The organism is Janthinobacterium sp. 1_2014MBL_MicDiv (assembly GCF_001865675.1).
Lineage (GTDB): Bacteria > Pseudomonadota > Gammaproteobacteria > Burkholderiales > Burkholderiaceae_D > Janthinobacterium.
This window is the reverse complement of the sequence record NZ_CP011319.1, coordinates 3,579,644-3,601,462: the sequence shown is the minus strand read 5'-3', so window position 1 is coordinate 3,601,462 and position 21,819 is coordinate 3,579,644. Positions and strand designations below refer to the sequence as shown.

19 protein-coding genes and 1 pseudogene are annotated in these 21,819 nt (G+C 64.5%); 9 read left to right on the top strand and 11 right to left on the bottom strand.

Features of this window, described 5'->3' with window-relative positions; translation table 11 throughout:
• Nucleotides 1-20: 20 nt before the first annotated feature.
• Nucleotides 21-1,052, top strand: coding sequence for a TraB/GumN family protein (locus YQ44_RS28330; protein ID WP_083411880.1), 1,032 nt, complete (start codon nt 21-23; stop codon nt 1,050-1,052).
• Here YQ44_RS28330 and YQ44_RS15530 read toward each other — a convergent pair.
• From YQ44_RS15530 to YQ44_RS15505, 6 genes are all read right to left on the bottom strand, one after another.
• The gene (locus tag YQ44_RS15530; RefSeq protein ID WP_071324164.1) at nt 939-2,105 is read right to left on the bottom strand and encodes a ParB/Srx family N-terminal domain-containing protein; all 1,167 of its coding nucleotides are present in this window, start codon (nt 2,103-2,105) and stop codon (nt 939-941) included. The two genes, YQ44_RS28330 and YQ44_RS15530, sit on opposite strands and share 114 nt — an antisense overlap.
• A 112-nt stretch (nt 2,106-2,217) precedes the next feature.
• A complete protein-coding gene (locus tag YQ44_RS15525; protein WP_071324163.1) occupies nt 2,218-3,453 on the bottom strand; it encodes a maltoporin in 1,236 nt (411 codons plus the stop codon).
• A gap of 91 nt (nt 3,454-3,544) precedes the next feature.
• A complete protein-coding gene (locus YQ44_RS15520; RefSeq protein ID WP_071324162.1) occupies nt 3,545-4,678 on the bottom strand; it encodes an ABC transporter ATP-binding protein in 1,134 nt (377 codons plus the stop codon).
• Nucleotides 4,679-4,688: 10 nt separating this feature from the next.
• Nucleotides 4,689-5,528, bottom strand: coding sequence for a carbohydrate ABC transporter permease (locus YQ44_RS15515; protein ID WP_071324161.1), 840 nt, complete (start codon nt 5,526-5,528; stop codon nt 4,689-4,691).
• A gap of 8 nt (nt 5,529-5,536) precedes the next feature.
• Entirely contained in the window at nt 5,537-6,451 is a 915-nt protein-coding gene (locus YQ44_RS15510; RefSeq protein ID WP_071326530.1) for a carbohydrate ABC transporter permease, read from the bottom strand.
• Between the two features lie 114 nt (nt 6,452-6,565).
• Nucleotides 6,566-7,828, bottom strand: a complete 1,263-nt coding sequence (locus YQ44_RS15505) for an ABC transporter substrate-binding protein (protein WP_071324160.1) — start codon at nt 7,826-7,828, stop codon at nt 6,566-6,568.
• A gap of 355 nt (nt 7,829-8,183) precedes the next feature.
• On the opposite strand from YQ44_RS15505, the gene YQ44_RS15500 reads away from it, so the two are divergent.
• The 3 genes from YQ44_RS15500 to YQ44_RS15490 are packed head-to-tail and all read left to right on the top strand — an operon-like array spanning nt 8,184 to nt 11,656.
• Nucleotides 8,184-9,512 (top strand): ABC transporter substrate-binding protein, encoded by a 1,329-nt coding sequence (locus YQ44_RS15500; RefSeq protein ID WP_232250911.1) that lies wholly within the window; start codon nt 8,184-8,186, stop codon nt 9,510-9,512.
• Entirely contained in the window at nt 9,487-10,200 is a 714-nt protein-coding gene (locus YQ44_RS15495) for a response regulator (RefSeq protein ID WP_034757625.1), read from the top strand. Before YQ44_RS15500 ends, YQ44_RS15495 begins: the two co-directional genes overlap by 26 nt.
• Nucleotides 10,193-11,656 (top strand): ATP-binding protein, encoded by a 1,464-nt coding sequence (locus tag YQ44_RS15490; RefSeq protein WP_071324159.1) that lies wholly within the window; start codon nt 10,193-10,195, stop codon nt 11,654-11,656. Before YQ44_RS15495 ends, YQ44_RS15490 begins: the two co-directional genes overlap by 8 nt.
• Nucleotides 11,657-11,677: 21 nt before the next feature.
• Here the strand turns inward: YQ44_RS15490 and YQ44_RS15485 are convergent, their stop codons facing one another.
• Nucleotides 11,678-12,307: a TetR/AcrR family transcriptional regulator gene (locus tag YQ44_RS15485; protein WP_071324158.1), complete on the bottom strand. Its 630-nt coding sequence runs from the start codon at nt 12,305-12,307 to the stop codon at nt 11,678-11,680.
• Nucleotides 12,308-12,461: 154 nt separating this feature from the next.
• On the opposite strand from YQ44_RS15485, the gene YQ44_RS15480 reads away from it, so the two are divergent.
• Nucleotides 12,462-13,832: an MFS transporter gene (locus YQ44_RS15480; RefSeq protein ID WP_071326528.1), complete on the top strand. Its 1,371-nt coding sequence runs from the start codon at nt 12,462-12,464 to the stop codon at nt 13,830-13,832.
• A gap of 3 nt (nt 13,833-13,835) precedes the next feature.
• On the opposite strand, the gene YQ44_RS15475 is transcribed toward YQ44_RS15480, so the two are convergent.
• Nucleotides 13,836-15,053, bottom strand: a complete 1,218-nt coding sequence (locus YQ44_RS15475) for a hypothetical protein (RefSeq protein WP_071324157.1) — start codon at nt 15,051-15,053, stop codon at nt 13,836-13,838.
• 142 nt (nt 15,054-15,195) lie between these two features.
• Between YQ44_RS15475 and YQ44_RS29555 the strand changes: the two are divergent.
• Nucleotides 15,196-15,471, top strand: a pseudogene (locus tag YQ44_RS29555) (helix-turn-helix domain-containing transcriptional regulator); the annotation flags it as partial.
• Nucleotides 15,472-15,498: 27 nt separating this feature from the next.
• On the opposite strand, the gene YQ44_RS15470 reads toward YQ44_RS29555, so the two are convergent.
• The 3 genes from YQ44_RS15470 to YQ44_RS15460 are packed head-to-tail and all read right to left on the bottom strand — an operon-like array spanning nt 15,499 to nt 18,396.
• Nucleotides 15,499-16,521 carry a Gfo/Idh/MocA family oxidoreductase gene (locus tag YQ44_RS15470; protein ID WP_071324156.1) on the bottom strand — a complete coding sequence of 341 codons (1,023 nt, stop codon included), beginning with the start codon at nt 16,519-16,521 and terminating at the stop codon, nt 15,499-15,501.
• A gap of 29 nt (nt 16,522-16,550) precedes the next feature.
• Nucleotides 16,551-17,537 carry an inositol 2-dehydrogenase gene (gene iolG, locus YQ44_RS15465; RefSeq protein ID WP_083411878.1) on the bottom strand — a complete coding sequence of 329 codons (987 nt, stop codon included), beginning with the start codon at nt 17,535-17,537 and terminating at the stop codon, nt 16,551-16,553.
• The gene (locus tag YQ44_RS15460; RefSeq protein WP_071324154.1) at nt 17,530-18,396 is read right to left on the bottom strand and encodes a MurR/RpiR family transcriptional regulator; all 867 of its coding nucleotides are present in this window, start codon (nt 18,394-18,396) and stop codon (nt 17,530-17,532) included. The genes iolG and YQ44_RS15460 overlap by 8 nt, the downstream gene beginning before the upstream one ends.
• Nucleotides 18,397-18,656: 260 nt before the next feature.
• On the opposite strand from YQ44_RS15460, the gene YQ44_RS15455 reads away from it, so the two are divergent.
• From YQ44_RS15455 to YQ44_RS15445, 3 genes are all read left to right on the top strand, one after another.
• On the top strand, nt 18,657-19,706 hold the full coding sequence (locus YQ44_RS15455) for a sugar ABC transporter substrate-binding protein (protein ID WP_071324153.1): 1,050 nt from the start codon (nt 18,657-18,659) through the stop codon (nt 19,704-19,706).
• A gap of 188 nt (nt 19,707-19,894) precedes the next feature.
• Nucleotides 19,895-21,025 carry an ABC transporter permease gene (locus YQ44_RS15450; RefSeq protein ID WP_071326527.1) on the top strand — a complete coding sequence of 377 codons (1,131 nt, stop codon included), beginning with the start codon at nt 19,895-19,897 and terminating at the stop codon, nt 21,023-21,025.
• 3 nt (nt 21,026-21,028) lie between these two features.
• Nucleotides 21,029-21,814 carry an ATP-binding cassette domain-containing protein gene (locus YQ44_RS15445; RefSeq protein ID WP_071324152.1) on the top strand — a complete coding sequence of 262 codons (786 nt, stop codon included), beginning with the start codon at nt 21,029-21,031 and terminating at the stop codon, nt 21,812-21,814.
• The last annotated feature ends 5 nt before the right edge of the window (nt 21,815-21,819 follow it).

Sequence of the window (21,819 nt, the reverse complement as noted above, 5' to 3'; positions counted from 1 at the left end):
ACTTTACAAGGAAGACCATCATGTTGCTGCGCCTGCTAGCCGTCTCCGCAATGACGCTCCCGGTGTTTTTGTGCGCGTCGTCCCCCTGGGCGCAGGAGGCGCCCGAGGCCGAGCAGGCGCAAGTGCAGGAGCGGGAAACGGAGCGGGAAACGGAGCGTATCGTGGTGAGTGCGCAGCGTCCCGGTCCGGGCTTGTGGAAGGTCAGCAAGGATGGCCATGTGCTGTGGGTATTCGCCACGTATTCGCCGCTGCCTGAAAAGATGCAGTGGCGCTCGCAGCAGGTGGAAAGCGTGCTTGGACAGTCGCAGCAATACCTGGAGCCGCCGGGCGCCAGCACCAGTGTCGGCTTCTTTCGCGGCTTGACGCTGCTGCCCGGCGTCATCGGCTTGAAGAAAAATCCCGATGGCGCCACCTTGCATGACGTGTTGCCCGCCGATGTCTATGCGCGCTGGCAGCCCTTGAAGGCCAAATATCTGGGCGATGACGACGGTATCGAGCGCGAGCGCCCCATCTTCGCGGCCGATGCCCTGTTCCAGGCCGGCTTGAAGCATGCGGGACTGGGCAAGGGATACGAGGTGGAGCGCAAGATATCGGCCATGGTCAAACAGCACAAGCTGGAAAGAGTCAGGACCCGCATCGATCTGGAGATGGACAATCCCGCGCAGGTCATGAGTGATTTCAAAAAATCGGCGCTGGCCGATGTCGAGTGCTTTTCCCGTACCTTGTCCCGGCTCGAAAGCGATATCGACGCCATGCGGGTACGGGCCAGCGCCTGGTCCAAGGGCGATCTGGAAGGCATCGAAAAACTCGGCTTCGAGGACCAGGAAAGCGCCTGCGGCGACGCCATGCGCAATGCTGAGTTCACCCGCAAGCACGCGGGGCTGCAGAATGTGAAGGCGCGCATTCAGACGGCGTGGATCGCCGCCGCCGAGAAAGCGCTATCGGCCAATGCCAGCACCTTCGCCACCTTGCGCCTGGCCGATTTGCTGCGGCCGGACGGCTACCTGACGGAGCTGCAAGGGAAGGGCTACCTGGTGGAGCGGCCGGACTGAGGTCCGCGGCACGCTCCCTCGCATGCGGCCCTGCCTGCCCAGCGACTTGCGGTAGTCGATGGCGTAGCGCAGCTTGCCCTTGTCCTGCGTCAATTCAGCCAGCGTTTCATGGTCGACCTCGTCCAGCGCGCCCAGGTCCGCCGCGCGTTTGCCGCCGCTGACGATATCGGCCGGTTGCAGCGCCACCATGGCCTGCGCCGCCTGCAAAATCGCGTTGGCATACGCGGCGGGGTTCAGCAGGTCGATGCGCGCCAGGTCCAGCGCCGGCTTGCCGCGCAGCCAGTCGGCCCAATAGAATTCGAGGAATTCCGTGGCATGGTCGGGCGGCTCGTAGCCGACTTCGCGCGTGAAGTAGACGAGCGCGCGGTAGCGGTCGTCGCCGAGCGACTGCAGGCCGATGGCGGCCGGCAGCTGCTGCGGCGCGATGGGCTGGTTGCGGCCATCCTTCAGCCACACCTTGTTTTCCGCGCGCATGCGCGTCCAGAACGCGGATTCGTCCAGGGCGCTGAAATTGTCGCTGACCTTGACCCAGACTTTCAACCGGTGGTTGCGTCCGCCATCGGCCTCCCAGAAGGTGGAAAACGTGTGGTGGCCATCTGTCAGGTAGAGTTTGCCTTGCGGGCCGATGACGACGGACTTCATGTCGTCCGGACGGCTGCCCACGGCCGCCTTGCAGCGGTAGCCGGGCGGTGGGGCGCCCAGGGTGGCGCCGGCCACATTGGCCGTGCCGGACAGGACGTCGCCCTGGCCATTGGCTTCGCACAGGTCGGCGAATTTCTTTGGCTTGGCGATGTCGGCGATGTGCTTTTCTTCGGCCGCATAGCGTCCCAGCTTGTAATACACCTGGTCGTAGCCGATGGCCGGCTGGGTCGGATGCAGTTCATCGAGGCTCACCTGCAGGATGCGCGGCTGGGCGGCGCTGCCGACGACGGTGGCCATCAGCGCCTGCTGGCGCGTGCTCAGGACGGGCGCCACGGCGGCATCGCGGGCCCAGGCCATGCTGGCGAAAGCGAGGGCCAGCGCGGCGGCGACCCGTGGAAATGCGGCGTGCATGCGACCTCCGAAGTGTGCGGTATGGCGTGCAGCATAGCGCGGCACGCGATTTCGCGCAGTCCGACAGGCGCATGCACTGCGCCATATCAAGATGTAGGCTTGAAACCGGCGCTTAAAACCACGTCTCCACTTGCAGGCCGAACGAGGTGCCGCTGGTGGCGTTGCCGTACACGGGGCCCGATTCATTGGCCTTGTTGACGGCAGGCGTGGCGGCGTCGTTCCATTTGCCGTAAGTGACAAAGGCGCGCAGCTCGGGACGCGACCAGTAGCCCTTGCCCGCCGTCAGGGTGGGCGCGAAGGTCAGCTTGGTCAGGCGCTGCGCGCCGCCGCCCGTGGGCGACGTCACGCGGTCCGTGCCCAGTTCGAACTGCAGCTTGAAGTTGTCGTTGACGGCATACACGGGGCGCACGCCCAGGGTGGTCCAGGTCGAGCTGCCGCCCGAGGCGTCGGACTTGTCGCGCTGCACGATGGCGATCATTTCCGCGCTCCATTCCGGCGTCGGCTGTATCCACAGCGAATTGAAGATGCGCAAACGCGTGACGTCGCTGCCGTTGCGGATCGAACCCGTGGTGCCCATGCGGTCGCAGCACTGGCCGCCGGCGCCCGTGCCCGGCCCGACGCCGTACTGGATGCCGAAGGTATTGGCGCCGCCCCATACCTTATCCTGCTTGTGCAGCACGGTCGCTTGCCAGCCGCTGTGCGAGCTGCTGTCCTTCTTGTCGGGCGTGATGAGCGTGGTCAGCACTTCCAGCGTGCCATCCTGGTTGATCGGGATGCCCTGGTAGACGAGGTTTTGCCGGATGGCCGAGTTGCCGGGCTTGTCGTTATCCTTGAAGAAACCATAGCTGATGCGGCCCGGCCCCAGCTTGTACTGGTCGATGCCACCGCCCGTGCCGTTCATATTGATGTATTGCAGATCCAGCATGTGGATGTCGGGACGCATGTAGTAGCGCTTGCCGATCCAGGCCGTGCCGCCATTGAGCGCGGGTATGTTTTTCGCTTCCACATACATCTTCGACATGCTCAGGTCCGCATCGCTGACGGCGGAGCTGGGCGTGTAGGCGGCCACCATGATATGGCCGACGAAGCTGACGCCGTTGGCCGACCTGGCCATTTCCTTCTGGTATTCGAACTCGCCATAGGTGTCGCATTCGTTGCCGAGCCGGTAGCGCATGGTATTGCCGCCCAGGCCGTAGCAGCTTTGCGGGCCGCGGCTGTCCGTGCTCGAGCCGAGTCCGGCGCGGAAGTAGCCGTGGTATTCGCCTTCGGCATCGCTGGCGCGGGCCGCGCCGCAGGCCAGCAGTACAGTGCAGGCGAGGGCCAGCGAGGTCTTGATCGGGTGTTGCATGGAGTCTCCTTGTCGTTATAAAAATGCGTGCTTGGGCACGTCGTACCGGATCGCTGCCGATCCAATCGGGGGGACTGCCTGGGCGCGATGCTCAGGCGGCCAGTATCTGTTTCGATGAAACCAGGTTGCCGGGCTGGCGCCGCGTGCGCGCCACGCCTTGCGCGTCGAACAGATGGAAGGCGCTGCTGGCGGCCGAGACCGTGAATGGCTGGCCCAGCGGCACGCGGTTGTTGCCGTCGCCGCGTATCACCAGTTCCTGGCCGTTGTCCAGCGTCAGGTAGATGAAATTGGCTTCGCCCAGGTGTTCCACCAGGCTGACGACGCCCTGGAAGCGGGCGCTGCCGGCGCCGTTTTCCAGGATGTGCTCGGCGCGCAGGCCCACCGTGACGGCGTCGCCCGCCAGCAGGCCGGCCGGATCGACGAGGGCCGTGATTTCCTGGCCGCTGGCCAGCGCCACGCGCACGCCATCGTCCTGCGCGGCAATGACCTTGCCCTCGAAGAAATTCATCATCGGCGCGCCGATGAAGCCGGCCACGAAGCGGTTGGCCGGCTGCTGGTACAGCTCGAGCGGCGTGCCCGCCTGCTGGATATGGCCGCCATGCATGACGACGATCTTGTCGCCCAGGGTCATCGCCTCGACCTGGTCGTGCGTGACGTAGACGATGGTGGCGTTCAGCTGGCGGTGCAGCTTGGCAATTTCCAGCCGCGTCTGCATGCGCAGGGCCGCGTCGAGGTTGGACAGCGGCTCGTCGAACAGGAACAGCTGCGGTTCGCGCACGATGGCGCGGCCGATGGCCACGCGCTGGCGCTGGCCGCCCGACAGTTCGCGCGGCAGGCGTTCCAGCAAGTGGTCGATCTTCAGGATGGCGGCCGCGTGGCGCACGCGCCGGGCGATGGCGTCCTTGCTGGCGCCGGCGATCTTCAGGCCGAAGGCCATGTTGCGAAATACGCTCATGTGCGGATACAGCGCATAGCTCTGGAAGACCATGGCGATGCCCCGTTCGGCCGGCGGCAAGTCGTTGACGACCTTGCCGCCGATGGACAAGGTGCCTTGCGAAATGCTTTCCAGGCCGCACAGCATGCGCAGCAGGGTTGACTTGCCGCAGCCGGAAGGGCCCACCAGCACGACGAACTCGCCGTCGCGGATGTCGAGGTCGATGCCGGCCAGCACATTGTTGTGGCCGTCATAGGATTTGGTCAGTTGTTGCAGGCTTACATGGGCCATGGCGCACCTATTATTTGACCGCGCCGGACGTCAGGCCGCGGATCAGTTGACGAGAGAAAATGACGTACATGACGAGCACGGGAATGACGGCCAGCGACAGCGCCGCCAGCACGGAGTTCCAGTCCGTCACGTATTGGCCGATGAATTGCTGCACGCCCAGCGTGACGGTCTTGGTGCGGTCTGACGGCGCCAGGATCAGCGGGAACCACAGGTCGTTCCAGGCGGGTATCATGGTGAACACGGCCACCGTGGCGATGGCGGGGCGGATCAGCGGCAGGATCACCTGGAAGAAGATGGCAAACTCGCCCACGCCGTCGCAGCGCGCCGCATCCTTCAGTTCGCGCGGCACCTGGCGCACGAATTCGGACAGAATCATCACGGCCAGCGGCAGGCCCTGCGCCGTGTAGACCAGCACCAGCGCCGTCAGGGTGTTGATCAGGTCGAGCCGCACCACCAGTTCCAGGATGGAGACCGTGCCCAGGCGGATGGGGATCATGATGCCCAGCGCCAGGTACAGGGTCAGCAGGCGGTTGCCCGTAAACGTGTATTCGGACAAGGCCCAGGCAGCCATGGCGCCGAACAGCACGATCAGCAGCAGCGACAGCAAGGTGACGAACAGGCTGTTGCCGAAATACAGCAGGAAGTCCGAGTTGGCCAGCACCTTGTGAAAGCCCACGAGGGAAAAGGTGGCGGGCGTGGGCAGGGCCAGCGGATTGTCGAAGATGGCGGCCCGCGTCTTGACCGAGTTGATCAGGATCAAGACGATGGGGAACAGGGCGATGATGGTATAGCCGGCCAGGATCGCATGCACGGCGGCGCGGCCCAGGGGGCGGGTGGAAACGTTGCGCATGGCGGCCCTTACAGTTCGTAGCGTGTCAGCTTGCGCTGCACGAAAAAGAAATACACGCCCACGCCCGCGAGGATGACGAGGAACATCATGGTGGCCACGGCGGCGCCCATGGTGGGACTGCCCAGCTGGGCCTGGTAACCGAAGAAGGTGCGGTAAAAGAAGGTGCCGAGGATGTCGGTGGCATAGTTCGGCCCCGCCAGCGCGCCTTTCACGGAATACACGAGGTCGAAGGCATTGAAGTTGGCGACAAAGGTGAGGATGGTCACCAGCCCCAGCGTGGGCCAGATCAGCGGCAGCTTGATTTGCCAGAAGATGCGCATGGCGCTGGCCCCTTCCGCGTGGGCCGCCTCGATGATTTCCTCGGGCACGGCCAGCAGGGCCGCATAGATCAGCATCATGGGGATGCCGATATATTGCCAAACGGAAATGAGGGCGATGGTCAGCAGGGCCGTCGATTCCTGGCCCAGCCACGGCGCGAAATGGCTGCCGATGCCCACGCCATCCATCAGCGACTGGCCCACGCCCCACAGCGGAGACAGAATCAGTTGCCAGATGAAGCCGATGATGACGACGGACAGCAGGGTGGGCAGGAAGATCAGGGTGCGGTAGCTGCGTTCGCCTTTCAGCCCCTTGAGGCTGAAGAGGGTGGCCAGCAGCAGGCCGATGGGATTTTGCAGCAGCATGTGGATGAGGAAAAACTTGCAGTTGTTCCACATCGCATTCCAGAAACTTTGCGACCATTGCGGGTCGAACAGGATGGTGGCGTAGTTGGCCAGGCCGGCGAAATGGTGCTGGCCGCCCTCATCGGTCGTGTACAGGCCGAGGCGCAGGGTATCGGCCAGGGGCAGGGCGCTGAACAGCGAGTAAATGACCAGCGCCGGGGCCAGGAACACGAGCACGTGCCACGGGAAAGCTTTTTTCACGGCGAAACTCCAGACGAAGAAAAGCACCGGCGGCGGGGCCGCCGGCAAAACCGCGCCGCCGGTCGCTGCATCGCACTGCTCGGGCCGGTCGCGCGGGGAGGATGGCGGGGAGGATTACTGCTGCGGCTTGTACCACTTGGCAAAGCCGGCCTGGATCTGGCGCGCCGCGTCCTTCGGCGCCAGCTTGCCGTTCAAGACCTGGGCGTTGACGTTCCACAGCTCGTTTTCCATGCTCGGTTCGCCACGGTTGAGGATTTGCGCGTTCAGGCGGATGGTCGAGGCGCAGCTGGCGCGCCAGCCATTCATCTGCTTGGCCAGCGGGTCCTTGATCGAGATCAAATGGTTCGACAGCGAAAAGAAACCCGTCACCTTGTTGGTATAGATGTCGGCGAATTCCTGCGATCCGAGCCAGGCGAGGAATTTGTAGGCGTCTTCCTTGTTCTTCGACTTCTTGTTGACGCTCATGCCGATGTCCGTGTGGTCCGAGATGTAGCACTTGTCGCCGGCCTTGCGCACGGGCGGGTTGAAGGCGCCCAGTTCCAGCTCCGGATCCTGCTTGAAATAGGCGATGTCCCAGGAGCCGGACGGGTAGATGGCGGCCTTGCCCAGCGCGAACTGGTTCTGGCTGTCGCCATAGGTTTGCGCGCTGGCGCCCTTGGACAGATAGCTGCCCAGCCGTGCTTCATATTCCCAGGCGGCGATGAATTGCGGATCGGTAAACTTGGCCTTGCCGGCGATCAGCGCCTTGCGGCCATCCTCGCCCTTCCAGTAATTGGCGCCGATGCTGGTGAAGATTACCTGGTTCGCTTCCCATTGGTCGGCCGTGCCCAGCGCCAGCGGCGCATATTTGCCGCTCTTCTTGACCGTTTCCAGCACCTTGAAGAACTCCTCTTCCGTGGCGGGCGGCTGCAGCTTCAGTTCGCGGAAGATTTTTTTGTTGTACAGGAAACCATGCATGACGGAAGCGATCGGCATGCAGAAGGTATCCTTGCCATCGTCCGTCTGCCACGCCACCTTGGCCGAGGCGGGGAAGTTGTCCATGCCGGCCTTGCCGTCGAGCTTTTCCAGCTGGCCCCGCTTGTACAGGGCCAGCGAGACGTCGAACGGGCGGCAAGCCAGCAAGTCGCCGGCCGTGCCGCCGCTCAAGCGCGCATTCAGGGTGGAATCGTATTCGGTGGGGGCGGTGGGCGAGAACTTGACGTCGATGCCAGGATGCTTTTTCTGGAAGGCGGGGATGAGCACCGTTTCCCACAGCGTCTTGTCATCCACGCGCCAGCTTTCGATGGTAAGCGTGCCCGCCTGTGCCGTGCCGCTGGCCAGCAGCAGGGCCAGCAATGTGTTGCGCGCGGCCACGCCGCCTTTTGCATGCTGTTGCATGTCGTCTCCTTGTTGGTGTTGGTCTTGTTTGGCTGCCTGTTACGCTGCAGTTGGCGGACAGTAGCATCGGGGAAAATGTGACGCCAGCACCCGGCATGGCGCCGGCCTGCATCGCGCATGTCATTGATTCAAAAGGGAAATGTCGAAATGCGCAGGCGCGCCTGCTTACCTTTCCTTACCGTCGTTCACTGCCGTGGCGCGCCGCGCGGGGCGTCAGGCGGCCGCGCTGGTTGATGAGTCGCACAAGATAGGGCAACAAAAGCTCACATTTCTTTACAAATCAAGGTACTAAATTACCAACATGCTGTTTTGTAGTTGGGCTATAGTTTGTCGCGACAAGAAAAAGGGGACAGGATTGAAGACGCCACCGCGCAGCACCGCCGACCGCCATGCCGGGGCCGCCCGCCGTCGCGGCGTGGCGGCGCTGGCGCTGCTGGCGACCCTGTTTGGCAGCGTGCCCGTGCGGGCCGAAGCGCTGCAAGTGCTGCACTGGTGGACGTCGGCCGGCGAGCGCCGCGCCGCCGACGTACTGGTGGCGCGCCTGGCGCAGGAGGGCATCGAATGGCGCGACGCGGGCATCGCGGGCGGCGCCGGCGTCGGCGCGGGCAAGGTCTTGAAGAGCCGCGTGCTGGCTGGCAATTCGCCGGAAGTCATGCAGCTGATCGGCTACACGCTGGGCGAGTGGAGCGACCTGGGCCTGCTGCTGCAGCTCGACAGCGTCGCCGCCAGCAACAACTGGCGCGCCACCATGTATCCCACCGTGTGGGGCTTGCTGCAGAACCGCGGCCATACGATGGGCGTGCCGGCCGGCATCCACCGCATCAACACCCTGTTTTACAACCGCAAGATCTTCCAGCGCCTGGGCCTGGCCGTGCCGCGCAGCTGGAGCGACTTCGAGCGCGTGGCCGGCAAGCTGCGCCAGGCCGGCATCACGCCGCTGGCGCAAAGCAGCGAAGCGTGGCAGGTGGCCACGCTGTTTGAAACGCTGGTGCTGGCCGAATCGGGGCCCGCGTATTACCGCGCCCTGTTTGTCGAGAAGAAGGCCGAGGCGTATGCGGACCCGCGCCTGCGCCACGCCTTGCAGCGGCTGAGGTCGCTGAAGCAATGGATGGGCGCGCCGCTGCGCGAACAGGGCTGGCCCGAAATGGCGCGCCAGGTGGGCGATGGCGAGGCGGCCATGTACATCATGGGCGACTGGGCGAAAGGCGAGCTGAACGCCTGGGGCCGCGCCACGGACGAGGTGTTCGGCTGCGCCGCCGCACCCGACACGGGCGACTACCACCTGTACAGCATCGATACCCTGGCCATGTTCGCATCCGATTACACGCACCAGGGCGCGCAGGAAAAGCTGGCGCAGGTGGTCGCTTCGCCGCCCGTGCAGCTCGAATACAGCCAGGTGAAGGGTTCGATTCCCGCCTTGCGCCAGGCCGACCTGTCGCGCCTGGACAGCTGCGGGCGCGCCTCGGCGCAGGCATTCGCGCGTGGCGCCGCCTTCCAGGCGCCCAGCCTCGTGCACCGCATGGCCACCGATGAAACCAGCAAGGACGCCATCATCGCCGAAGTGCACCGCTATTTCCTGGACGAGACGATCAGCGCGGCCGACGCACAGCGCCGCATCGGCAGCATGTTGCAGGCACTGAATAAAAAAGGACGAGACCATGTCGCGCAAAATCCTGGTCGTTGACGACGATCAAAAGACCCGCATGCTGCTGAAGGCCTACCTGGAAAAGAACCAGTACGAGGTGGGCCTGGCGCACGACGGCGCCACCTTCCTGGCCGAATTCCACCGCCACGTCGACAGCCTGTCGCTGGTGATCCTCGACGTGATGCTGCCCGACACGGACGGTTTCGCCCTGTGCAAGGTGGTGCGCGCCCGCTCGAACGTGCCCATCATCATGCTGACGGCCAGTTCCGACGAGACGGACCGCGTGGTGGGACTGGAGCTGGGCGCCGACGACTACATCGCCAAGCCCTACAGCCCGCGCGAATTGCTGGCGCGCATCAAGGCCATCCACCGCCGCACGGGCATCGACGCGGCCGCGCCGCCCCGCTACTACCGCTTCGTCGGCTTTACCCTCGACACGCTGGAGCGCACGGTGACGGATGCCGACGGCGAAGCGCTGCAGCTGACGGGCCTCGATTTCCAGCTGCTGCGCTATTTCGTCGAGCATCCGGGCGATATCCTCGACCGCAGCGTGCTGTGCGAACAGACACGGGGGCGCGACGCGGGGCCGCTCGACCGCTCGCTCGATGTGCAGGTGAGCCGGCTGCGCCTGCGCCTGAAGGATGACGGCAAGCAGCCCATGCTGATCAAGACGGTGCGCGGCGCCGGCTATGTGTTTTCGGCCGACGTGAGCAGTGGGCATGCCTGAGCGCGGCATGCGCCGGCTGCTGGGGCGCCTGCTGCCGCCATCGCTGCTGGGGCGCCTGTCCGTGGTGATGGTGGCCGGCGTGCTGGCTACGCAACTGGTGGGCAACCTGATCTGGGCCACGCAGCTGCGCCGCGACTCGGCGGTGGAGGCGCGCATGGCTTCGCAGCACCTGGCCCGCAGCGCCGCCAGCACCATCCGCTTTTTCCTCAGCCTGCCGGCCAATTACCGGCCCATCCTGATCCAGCAATTTCGCGAGATGGGCGGCACGCGCTTCTTTGTCAACGTCAACCAGGGGCCGCTGGCCATCCGCGAAATCGCGCCGCACGCGCTGGCCGATACGGTGGTGGCCACGGTGGGCGCGGCGCTGAAGAGCGACTTGCCGCAGCTGGCCGGCTACCGCGTGGGCTTCGCCTGGCCGGGCGACCTGGTGGTGGCCGACAGCGGCGCGCACATCGGCGACTTGCCGGAAAACTGGGTCCAGCATATCTTGCTGCTGAAACCGAATCCCGCGCCCGTGCTCGTGATCCAGGCCGAGCTGGAGCCGGGCAACTGGCTGTACCTGGCGGCACTGATGCCCAACCCGTATTTCTTGCAAAGCAGTAACCCGTGGACCCTGGACCGGGTGCTGCTGCAAGCGTTGTCGCTGGCGGCCGTGCTGCTGCTGTCCATCCTCGTCGTGCGCTGGACCACGCGGCCGCTGGCGGCCCTGTCGGACGCGGCCGAAGCGTTTGGCCGTGGCGAGACGCCGCCGCCGCTGCCGCAGACGGGCAGCCGCGAATTCGTGCAGACGGCGCGCGCCTTCAGCGCCATGCGCGAACGCATCCAGCGCTACCTGGAAGACCGCGAACGGCTGTTCGTCTCGATTTCGCACGATTTGCGCACGCCCATCACGCGCCTGAAACTGCGCACGGAACTGCTCGACGATGATGTGCAGCGCAACGAATTCCACGATGACCTCGATGAGCTGGACATGATGGTGAAGGGCGCGCTGCAATGCGTGAAGGATAGCGACATCCATGAAAACGCCACCGAGGTGCGGCTCGACGCCTTGCTGCAGCGCATGGTGCGCGGTACCCAGCTGGCGGGCCACGACGTGCATTACGAGGAGACGGGCCTGAGCGTGAAGGCCAAGCCGCTGGCGCTGAAGCGCGCCATCGGCAATCTGCTCGACAATGCCTTGTTTTACGGCAAGACGGCCCATCTGTCGGCATGCCGCGAAGGAGGGCACGTGGTCATCCGCATCCGCGACGACGGCCCCGGCGTGGCAGAAGAGGCGTTCGCCAGCCTGTTCCAGCCGTATGTGCGCCTGGAACATGGCCGCGAGCAAAACGCGCATGGCATGGGGCTGGGACTCGGCATCGCGCGCAGCATCGTCCAGGCCCACGGCGGCGAGCTGACCCTGGCCAACCACCGCGACGGCGGCCTGGAAGCGACCATCCGCCTGCCGGCGCACTGAGCTGTCGCCAGGCCGCCCGCGTCAGCGCTGCGTGCCCAGCATGCGCAGGCAGGCGTCGGCCACGTCGGTGGCGAAGGCGCTGCTGTCCTGCAGTTGCGCGGCGATGGCGTCGTCCGTCACGCCATGCACGGCCGAGTAAATCATCAGGGCCGCCAGGCGCGGCTGCGGCAAAGGCCACGCGCCCGCCGCCGCGCCGCCCGCCAGGATGGCGCCCAGCTGGGCCAGGATGGCGTCCTTGTCGCGATTGTCCGCGGGATCGATGCCGATGCTGCGGCGGTGGCTCGTGTAGACGATGTCGTGCAATTGCCAGGTGCGCAGGTAGGTGGCCACATTCGCCTGCACCCAGGCGCGCAGCCGGCCTTCCCAGTCGTTGGGCATGCACAGGCCGATGGCCGCTTCCAGGCTGGCCAGGAAGTGCTGCGTATAGCGCCCGGCCAGCGCCGCCAGCATCTCGTGCTTGGATGGGAAATAATGATAGAAGGTGCCTTTCGCCACGCCGGCCAGGCTGGTGATGTCGCCGACGGTGGTCGCCTCGACACCCTTGTCGAGGAATAGCCGTTCGGCGGCGGCCATCAATTCATCGAGGCGCACTTCGGCTGGCTTGGTGCGGGGACGCGCCGGCGCGTCCGTGGCAGGGGCGGCATCAGGCATGGCGGGGCTTGCTGGGCGGGATGGAGACATGCCTGCAGTATAAATGACGCGGCGCTCGATTCCCAGACATGGCCGGACTGCTTTGTTATTTCCAATTGACCGACGGTCAGTCGATTGATATGATGAAGGCAAACTCATGAATTGGAGCGACTCCATGCAACGTTATCGCCGCGCGGCCCTGGTGGCCGCCGCCTATCTGGGGACCTTTCTCGCCTCGCTCGACATCAGCATCGTCAACGTCGCCTTGCCCACCTTGCAAACGGCGCTGGCGACGGACATGGCAGGCTTGCAGTGGGTGGTCAACGCCTATGCGCTCTGCCTGTCGGCCTGCATGCTGTCGGCCGGACCGCTGGGCGACCGGCATGGGCACAAGCGCATCTGGCTGCTGGGCGTGGCGCTGTTTACGGCCGGTTCGCTGCTGTGCGCGCTGGCGGCCAGCCTGCCGCTGCTGCTGGCGGGCAGGGCCGTGCAGGGCGTGGCGGGGGCCTTGCTGATACCGGGCGCCATGCCGATACTGAGCCACGCGTTTCCCGACCCGCGCGAACGGGCGCACGTGATCGGCGGCTGGTCGGCCTTCAGCGCGCTGGCGCTGATCCTGGGGCCGCTGCTGGGCGGCATGCTGCTCGAGGCCACGGGCTGGCAAAGCATCTTCCTGATCAATCTGCCGCTGGGAGTGCTGGCCATGCTGCTGGGCGCCTGGGGCATCACGGAACGCCACTACCGTGAGCAGGCGGCGCTGGATCGTGCCGGGCAGGTGCTCAGCATCGTCTGGCTCGGCGCGCTCACCTATGGCTTGATCGCGCTGGGCGAGGCGGGCGGTGCGGCCGCCTGGGCATCGCTGGGCGTGGCGCTGCTGGCCTTCCTTGCCTTTCTTGCCGTCGAAGCGCGCGCGCCGCGCCCCCTGTTGCCGCTGCGGCTGTTTCGCGACAGGGCCTTTGCGTCGATCAACCTGGCGTCGCTGGTGCTGGGCTTTGCCTGCTACAGCAGCCTGTTCTTCTTCTCGCTGTACCTGCAGCAAATCCAGGGCTGGCCGGCTGGGGCCAGCGGCTGGCGCATGTTGCCGCAGTTCGCGGCCATGGGCGTCGTTTCCATGTGCTTTGGCCGCCTCAGCCGCCACGTGTCCCTGCGGCGCTTGATGCTGGGTGGCTATGTGCTGGCGGGGCTGGTGCTGTTGGCGACGGCGATGCTGGCGCCGCGGACGCCCTACGCCATCGTCGGCAGCCTGTTCGGCCTGCTGGGCCTGGCCATGGGACTGGCCGTGCCGGCCACCGGTTTGCTGGCGATGGCGTCCGTGGGCGGCGAGCGAGCCGCCATGGCCTCGGCCATCATGAATGCCTTGCGCCAGGCGGGCATGACCCTGGGCGTGGCCGTGCTGGGCAGCGTGATGAGCTTGCGCGCCGCCGCGCTGCTGGAGCGGGCGGGCCAGGTTGCGGCCCTGGCAGGCGGTTTTCAGCTGGCCATGCTGCTGGCGGGACTGGCGTGCCTGGCCGTGGCCGTGCCGCTGTACCGCCTGCCGCCGAAGTAAGGTTCAGGCCCGCAAAGCGCTGGGCACGCGCGGCGACGACATCAAATCGCGGAACGCGGCCCAGCGCGCTGCGCGCGTGGCGCCCTGGCGCTCGACATAGGCTTTCGCCATGTCCTGGCCCAGGTTGTAATTGATGACGTACGCGCCCATGGCGTCGTAGAACTGCAGGCGCTGCGCCGATTTTTCGGCCGGATACAGGCGTACGTTGACCAGCCATTCCAGCGCCTCCTCGCGCGTCAGGCCGCCTTCGAGGTACTGGCGCGCGATGTCGTTGTCGGCGTAGCTGAGCCTCGCAAGCAGACTGTTCAGCTGCGCGTAGCGGGGCGCCAGCGCCGGATCGATGCCGGCCAGCGGGTACAGCACCTGCTGTTCGAATTCGAGCCGTTCCGCCTCCGTGAAACTGAGTTCGATGCCGTAGTTGGCCGTGCCTTCGGCGATCAGCGATTGCGGCGAGTACAGCGGGTAGATGCAGTACTCGATCCAGCCCCTGCCGCGCACCAGGTCGCGCTCGAGCAGCACGTTGTAGACGTGGTGGCCCGGATACGCTTCATGGCAGCCGAGGTCGACGGCGCGGTCTATATAAATGGGCAAGTCCGTATTGATCTGGATCACGCTCTGGTAGTTGCCCTTGTACCAGTTGTAGCCGCTCCACGGCTTGTCGGTGACAAATTCCAGCACGAAATCTTCACCTTCCGGCAGGGCGATGTACTGCAGGGTGCGCTCGCGGCCGGCGCGGATGGCCGCGTCCATCACGGCGCGCAGCTTGTCGGCGGGAATGATGAATTGCCTGCGGAAGGCGTTGATCCGGTCGCTCACCGTGCCGGCGCCAGGCAGCAGGGCGTCGATTTCGCTCACCAGCTGTTCATAGTGGGCACGGCTGTGATGGGGCGAGACGGCGTCGTACAGGCGCGCGCTTTCCGTGTCGAAATCCAGGCGCACGCCCTGCAGCATCTCCGCCTTGGCCAGCACGGCTTGCAATTGCTTGCGCAGGTTGTTGGCGCGCAGGCAAGATTCGTCGCCCAGCAGGGCCAGCGCTTCGTTCGTGGCTGCCTGGATATCGCGCAAGCCCTGTTGCTGTTCCAGCGCGGCTGCCTGCCATTCCGGCGGGCCGTAATAGGCGTCGACATATGACGCGTCGTGCCGGCCCATGGCCAGGACCAGCTTGACGTAGCGTTCGGCCACGCCGGCAAGGGAAGGGGAGTTGCTGTCGGTATGCGTCATGGTGGCAGGGCTTTTCGCGGTTGGGCAGGCACTTATTGTATAGCGCAATGGCGTGCCTGTGCCTGCTGGCACGACTGGAAGGAGAGGGGACATGAAAGAGGATATCCGCAAGCCACCGAGAGACCGCTCGCATGAGGAGGCGATGGCTGAGCTGTACCGCGGCGATGCCGATTTCGCCCTTGAACTGATCAACAATATCCTCGTCGATGGCGACCATGGCGAACTGCTGAGCGTGCTGCGCCAGCTGACGCGCGCCCTTGGCGGCGTGCCCGCCGTGGCGCAGGCGGCCCGGCTCTATCCTACCCAGCTGTACCGCACCTTGTCGGCCGATGGCAATCCCTCGCTGAGCACGCTCACGGCCATCCTCGGCGCCATGGGCTTGCGGCTGGCTATGGAACCCAGGCAGCCGTTTCCCGCACCGGCCGCCTGGGCTGTTTGCAAATGGCTAGAACTCCACTGGCCGCGCTTCGCGCATGGCTTGCGTCATGGCCAGGCCGATACGCGTCGCTTCCGTCGCGTCGTGCAGGGTCAGCGACAGGGTGCGCCGGCCCAGTGCCGCGTCCGTGAATTCCTGCGCCTCGATCAAGAAGGCGTCGGCGAAGCGGGCATAGAAGTCCGGCGTGCATTCATTGCGCACGCCATGCGCATCCGAAATTTCCACCCTGTTCAGGCGCGGATTGCTGCCCACGGCCAGCCTGCCGCCAGTGCCGAACACTTCCGTCAAGGTTTCATGGCCATGCGCCATGGTGCGCGAGGCCATGAAGCTGGCCATGCTGCCATCGCTAAACTCGACCGTCGCCAGGCCATTGTCGACGTCGCCGAACGCCTGCAAGCCCGTGTGGATGGCATTGGTGCCGCTCGCATACACGCGTTTGGGTACGGGATTGCCCAGCAGCCAGCGCGCCAGGTCGATATCGTGCACGCTGCAATCGAGGAAGATGCCGCCGCTGGTGGGCGCGAAGCGCATGAAGGCGCCGCTGGGGTCGTTCTGGTCGCACGTCTGCGAACGCACCAGGTAGGGCTTGCCGACGAGGCCCTGGGCGATCTTTTGCTGCGCGTCATGGTAGCTGGCGTCGAAGCGGCGCACGAAGCCGATCATGACCGTCAAGTGCGGATGGCGCGCCGCTTCCGCTTCCACCTTCAGGCAGTCGGCCAGGTCCAGCGACAGCGGCTTTTCGCAAAACACGTGCTTGCCGGCGCGCAAGGCGGCGATGATCTGGTCCGCATGCAGCGACGTGGGCGTGACGAGAAACACGGCGTCCAGGCCCGGGTGGGCCAGCAGCGCGTCGTAGTCGGCGTAGCCGGTGGCGATGCCCAGCGTGCCGGCGGCCCAGTCCAGTTCCGCTTGCACGGGGCTGCAGGCGGCCACGACTTGCGCATTCGGCACGCGCTGCGCCAGGTTGATGGCATGGCGCTGGCCCAGGCGGCCCAGGCCGACGATGCCTACTTTCAATGTTGGGGATGACATCTGGTCTCCAGTATCTTGTTATTGTCTTTTTACACAGCCACGACGCGCTGTTCGCGCCACGACAGGGTGGCCGCCTCGGCCAGTTCCAGCGCCTTCAAGCCATCGTGCACCGTGGTGCGCAGCGGCGTGCCGTGGCTGAGGGCGTCAAAAAAGTGCGCCATTTCCTGCGCGTACGCCACGCGATAGCGTTCGAGGAAGAAATCTTCCGGCTTGTCCACGCTGACGTTGACGGCGCCATAGGCCGTCACTTCCGTCGGCTTGTGGTTGCCCGCCTGCAGCATCCCGGCGCTGCCCAGTATTTCGAAGCGCTGGTCGTAGCCGTAGGCGGCGCGGCGCGAGGCATTGATCTGGCACAAACGCCCCTTGGCCGTGCGGATGGTGACGACGGCCGTGTCCAGGTCGCCCGCCTCGCCGATGGCCGGGTCCACCAGGCAGCTGCCCGTGGCGTGCACGCTGACGGCCTCGTCGTCGAGTATCCAGCGGAAGATGTCGAAATCGTGGATCAGCATATCCTTGAAGATGCCGCCCGACACCTTGATGTAGCTGACCGGCGGCGGCCCGGGATCGCGGCTGGTGACGATCAGCAATTCGGGCGTGCCGATCTTGCCCGCTTCAATGCGTGTCTTGACGGCATTGAAGGTGGGATCGTAGCGGCGCTGGAAGCCCAGCATGCACATGACCTTGGCTTCCTTGACGGCGGCGGCGCAGGCGCGCGCCCGGTCTATCGTCAGATCGACGGGTTTTTCGCAAAAGATGGCCTTGCCGGCGGCGGCCGAGCGCAGGATCAGGTCCGCGTGCGTGTCCGTGCTGGAAGCGATGACGACGGCCTTGATGGCCGGGTCGGCCAATGCCGCTTCCACCGTGGCGCTGCTGCCGCCATGCAAGACGGCCAGCGCGGATGCCGCTTCCTCGTTGACGTCGACCACGTACTTGAACCGGACGCCCGGCTGGGCAGCCAGGTTGGCCGCGTGGATTTTGCCGATGCGTCCGGCGCCGAACAACGCTACTTCAATCATCATGTTCTCCTGGGGTGTGGATTTCTTCGATGTCGAGCTCTAATTTGTAAGCCAGCGCGATGAACAGCGCCTGGCACAGGCAGATGGTGCTGGTCAGCGAGCGGAAGGCGAAGGCGCTGCCCTCGGTGACGGTCAACAGCGCGTCGGCGGCCCGCGCGAGCGGCGCCAGCTTGCTGTCGGTAATCACGAGAACCTTGGCGCCCTTGTCTTGCGCCGCCTTGATGCACTGCTGGGTTTCCTTGCCGTAAGGCGAGAAACTGATGGCGATCGCCACATCGCGTTCGCGCACGCTGCGCATCTGTTCGCGGTGCATGCCGCCCAGTCCGCTGATCAGGTGCACGCGCTTGTCCGTATGCTCGAGCGCATAGGCGATGTAGGAGGCGATCGGAAACGACCGGCGCACGCCGATCACATAGATGTTGTCCGCTTTCAGCAGCAGATTGACGGCCGCTTCCAGCTGCGCGTCGTCGAGGCCGGCCGCCAGGTCGTCGAGGCCGGCGCGGCTGGCGCCGACGAATTCGCGCGTCAGGTCGCCCGCACTGAGGGCCGTGTCGCGCGTGGAAATGAGCTTGCGGATGCGCTGCTGGTAGTCGGGCGTGGCGCTGGCCTGGTCCGTGTATGCCTGGCGGAACACATCCTGCATTTCGGAAAAGCCCGTGTAGCCGAAGCGCTGCGCGAAGCGCACGATGGCCGACGGCTGCACGTCGCAGGCGGCCGCGATGTCGCTGATGCGCTCAAGCATCAGGCTGGCCCGGTGCTTCTCGATGTACTGGGCGATGACTTTCAGCTGGCGCGACAGGTTGTCGTACTCGGCGGCAATGTGCTGCATCAATTGTTCGATGGGGGCGGTGGCTGCCATGATTTTTTCCTCTGTGTGCTTGCGGGGCCGCGCTGGCATATCAATTTGTCCGGCGGCTGGTTCTGGCGAGAATTATAGGAGGGAATCCTAAAAATAGAAACAAATTTCTATTTATATTTATTTTGAAAATTTTATTGCATTTGTCTTTTTTGTGGCCTAAGCTGTGCGCAGTGCATCGGTTTGCGTGCCGCAAGGCCAGGCCGATGACACCCTTCATAAAAGCTCGCAACTATAAAAATTAATCCGTCTAGGAGACATTCATGCATAGCAATAAAAGCAAGGGTTTGATGAAGTGCCTGGCCATCGCCAGCCTGGGACTGGGCCTGGGCCTGAGCGGCGGCGCCAGCCACGCTGCCGGCGAGAAATTCGTCATGGTCAGCCATGCGCCCGATTCCGATTCCTGGTGGAACACGATCAAAAATTCCATCAAGCAAGCCGGCGAAGACTTCAACGTCACGGTCGACTACCGCAATCCGCCGAACGGCGACCTGGCCGACATGGCGCGCCTGATCGAGCAGTCGGCCGCGCGCAATTACGATGGCCTGATCGCCGACATCGCCGACTTCAGCGTGCTGCAAAAGCCGCTGGGCACGGTGGTGGCCAAGAAAATCATGCTCGTGACCATCAATTCGGGCACCCTGGCGCAAAGCGAACAGTTGAAAGCCATCATGCACGTGGGCCAGCCCGAGTATGACGCGGGCCTGGGCGCCGGCAAGCGGGCCAAGGAAGCGGGCATCAAATCGTTCGTGTGCGTGAACCACTATGCGATGAATGCCTCGTCGTTCGAACGCTGCCGCGGCTTTGCCGATGCGCTGGGCGTCGACTTCAAGTCATCCACGCTCGATACCAACGGTGTCGATCCTGGCGTGATCGAAAGCAAGGTCAGCGCCTATCTGCGCAGCAATCCGAAGACCCAGGCCGTGCTGGCGCTGGGACCGGATTCGGCGCCGGCCGCCATGCGCGCCGTCGAGAAACTGGGCCTGAAAGGCAAGATGTACTTCGCCAGTTTCGATCTGTCGGAAGAAATTGCCAAGGGCATCAAGGATGGCAGCATCCAGTTTGCCATCGACCAGCAACCCTACCTGCAAGGCTACATTCCCGTCGCCGTGATGGCCATCATGAAACAGCAAAAGATCACGGACCTGGCCAAGGTCAAGGAAATCCTGATTGCCAATCCGAAATACCAGGCGCGCCTGGCGGAATACGGCCTGACGCCCATCTATGGCCCGCGCCACATCAGCTCCGGCCCCGGTTTCGTGACCAAGGAAAACATCGCCAAGGTCGAAAAGTACGCCGGTCAATACCGTTAATTCATCGCGTTCCAGAGTGTTCCGGCCCGCCGCCCGCCGCCCTCGGGCTGGCGGCGGGCGGGACTGAACACGCCTGGCGCCAGCGATGCTGGCAGGAAAGTAATTGACATCGGTAGCAGGAATTGTTGCAAGTATTACTAAAAGGAATTTGTATGACTGCGCTCAAATCCAGCCTGGCTAGCCCCGGCATGAATCCTCCCCCGCCTTCCGGCGCCTCCAGCAAACCAGCCGCCGCCGACGAGCGCGTGGGCGCGACCAGCTGGGTCAAACGGTTTTTCGGCCGTCCCGAGTTCGCCTCCATTTCCGGCGCGGTGCTCGTGTTTGCCTTCTTCGTCATCACGGCCGGCGATTCCGGCATGTTCAACCTCGACGGCGTCGTCAACTGGATGCAGGTGGCGTCCTACCTGGGCATCATCGCCATCGGCGCCTGCCTGTTGATGATCGCCGGCGAATTCGACCTGTCGATCGGCTCCATGATCGGCTTTGCCGGCATGATGATCGCCATCCCGACGATTTATTTCCACTGGCCCCTGTGGGCCGCCATCATCTTCGCCTTCGCCGGTTCCATGGCGCTGGGCTGGCTCAACGGCTATATCGTCATCAAGACGCGCCTGCCATCGTTCATCGTCACGCTGGCCTTCCTGTTCATCCTGCGCGGCCTGACCCTGGCCCTGTCGATCATGTTCGCCAACCGCACCATCGTCAGCGGCGTGGGCGACCTGGCGGCGCAGGACTGGCTGGCCAGCTTGCTGTTCCACGGTAACTTCGCCACGGGACTGTTCCAGTGGATGGGAACACACGGCTGGATCGCCGTGCTCGACGACGGTTCGCCGCTCGTCAAGGGCGTGCCGAAAGTCATCGCCTGGTGGCTGGTGCTGGCCGCCGGTGCCGCTTTCGTGCTGTCGCGCACCCGCTTCGGCAACTGGATGTTTGCCGTCGGCGGCGACGCCAACGCGGCCAAGAATGTGGGCGTGCCTGTACGCAAGGTCAAGATCTCGCTGTTCGTCTTCACGGCCTTCTGCGCCTGCCTGTTTGCTACCTTGCAAGTGTGCGACGTGGGTTCGGCCGCCGCCGACCGCGGCATGCAGAAGGAATTCGAAGCCATCATCGCGGCCGTCATCGGTGGCGCCCTGCTGACGGGCGGCTACGGCTCCGTCGTCGGCGCCTGCTTCGGCGCGCTGATCTTCGGCGTGGTGCAGATCGGCATTACGTACACCAATATCAATTCGGACTGGTTCCGCGTGTTCCTCGGCGTGATGCTGCTGATCGCCGTGCTGTTCAATAACTTTGTACGCTCACGCGTCACGGAAGCGAGGTAAATCATGAGCGACTATATTCTTGCTCTGGAGAATGTCAGCAAGCGTTTCGGCTCCGTGCTGGCGCTGCAAAACATCACCATGCGCTTGCGCGAGGGGGAAGTTCATTGCTTGCTGGGCGACAACGGCGCCGGCAAGTCCACCCTGATCAAGACCCTGGCCGGCGTGCACAAGCCGACCGACGGTCAATACCTGGTCGATGGCCAGCCCGTCGTCTTCAATTCGCCGAGCGAAGCACTGGACATGGGCGTGGCCACCGTCTACCAGGACCTGGCGCTGGTGCCGCTGCTGTCCGTGGCGCGCAATTTCTTCATGGGCCGCGAGCCGATGAAAAAGCTGCTGGGCCTGGTGCCGGTGATGGATATCGAGTATGCGGCCGAGACGGCGCGCGCCAAGCTGGCCGAGATGGGCATCATGGTGCGCGACCCGCACCAGGCCATCGGCACCATGTCGGGCGGCGAGAAGCAGTGCCTGGCCATTGCGCGCGCCATCCATTTCGGCGCCCGCGTGCTGATCCTCGACGAACCGACGGCGGCCCTGGGCGTGAAACAATCGTTCAACGTGCTCAAACTGATTTACAAGGCGCGCGAACGGGGCATTTCCGTCATCTTCATTACGCACAATGTGCACCATGCATATCCGGTCGGCGATTCGTTTACTTTGTTGAACCGGGGCAAGTCGCTGGGCACGTTCACCAAGGAGACGGTGACCAAGGATGCCTTGCTGGACATGATGGCGGGCGGCGCGGAAATGCAAACGCTGATGAGTGAACTCGACGGTGTCACGATTTAAGGATA

Excerpts from the sequence above, each read along its gene's own strand:
- YQ44_RS28330 (WP_083411880.1), top strand. The coding sequence starts at position 21 with ATGTTGCTGCGCCTGCTAGCCGTCTCCGCAATGACGCTCCCGGTGTTT.
- YQ44_RS15530 (WP_071324164.1), bottom strand. The coding sequence starts at position 2,105 with ATGCACGCCGCATTTCCACGGGTCGCCGCCGCGCTGGCCCTCGCTTTC.
- YQ44_RS15525 (WP_071324163.1), bottom strand. The coding sequence starts at position 3,453 with ATGCAACACCCGATCAAGACCTCGCTGGCCCTCGCCTGCACTGTACTG.
- YQ44_RS15520 (WP_071324162.1), bottom strand. The coding sequence starts at position 4,678 with ATGGCCCATGTAAGCCTGCAACAACTGACCAAATCCTATGACGGCCAC.
- YQ44_RS15515 (WP_071324161.1), bottom strand. The coding sequence starts at position 5,528 with ATGCGCAACGTTTCCACCCGCCCCCTGGGCCGCGCCGCCGTGCATGCG.
- YQ44_RS15505 (WP_071324160.1), bottom strand. The coding sequence starts at position 7,828 with ATGCAACAGCATGCAAAAGGCGGCGTGGCCGCGCGCAACACATTGCTG.
- YQ44_RS15495 (WP_034757625.1), top strand. The coding sequence starts at position 9,487 with ATGTCGCGCAAAATCCTGGTCGTTGACGACGATCAAAAGACCCGCATG.
- YQ44_RS15490 (WP_071324159.1), top strand. The coding sequence starts at position 10,193 with ATGCCTGAGCGCGGCATGCGCCGGCTGCTGGGGCGCCTGCTGCCGCCA.
- YQ44_RS15485 (WP_071324158.1), bottom strand. The coding sequence starts at position 12,307 with ATGCCTGATGCCGCCCCTGCCACGGACGCGCCGGCGCGTCCCCGCACC.
- YQ44_RS15480 (WP_071326528.1), top strand. The coding sequence starts at position 12,462 with ATGCAACGTTATCGCCGCGCGGCCCTGGTGGCCGCCGCCTATCTGGGG.
- YQ44_RS15475 (WP_071324157.1), bottom strand. The coding sequence starts at position 15,053 with ATGACGCATACCGACAGCAACTCCCCTTCCCTTGCCGGCGTGGCCGAA.
- YQ44_RS15470 (WP_071324156.1), bottom strand. The coding sequence starts at position 16,521 with ATGTCATCCCCAACATTGAAAGTAGGCATCGTCGGCCTGGGCCGCCTG.
- iolG (WP_083411878.1), bottom strand. The coding sequence starts at position 17,537 with ATGATTGAAGTAGCGTTGTTCGGCGCCGGACGCATCGGCAAAATCCAC.
- YQ44_RS15460 (WP_071324154.1), bottom strand. The coding sequence starts at position 18,396 with ATGGCAGCCACCGCCCCCATCGAACAATTGATGCAGCACATTGCCGCC.
- YQ44_RS15455 (WP_071324153.1), top strand. The coding sequence starts at position 18,657 with ATGCATAGCAATAAAAGCAAGGGTTTGATGAAGTGCCTGGCCATCGCC.
- YQ44_RS15450 (WP_071326527.1), top strand. The coding sequence starts at position 19,895 with ATGAATCCTCCCCCGCCTTCCGGCGCCTCCAGCAAACCAGCCGCCGCC.
- YQ44_RS15445 (WP_071324152.1), top strand. The coding sequence starts at position 21,029 with ATGAGCGACTATATTCTTGCTCTGGAGAATGTCAGCAAGCGTTTCGGC.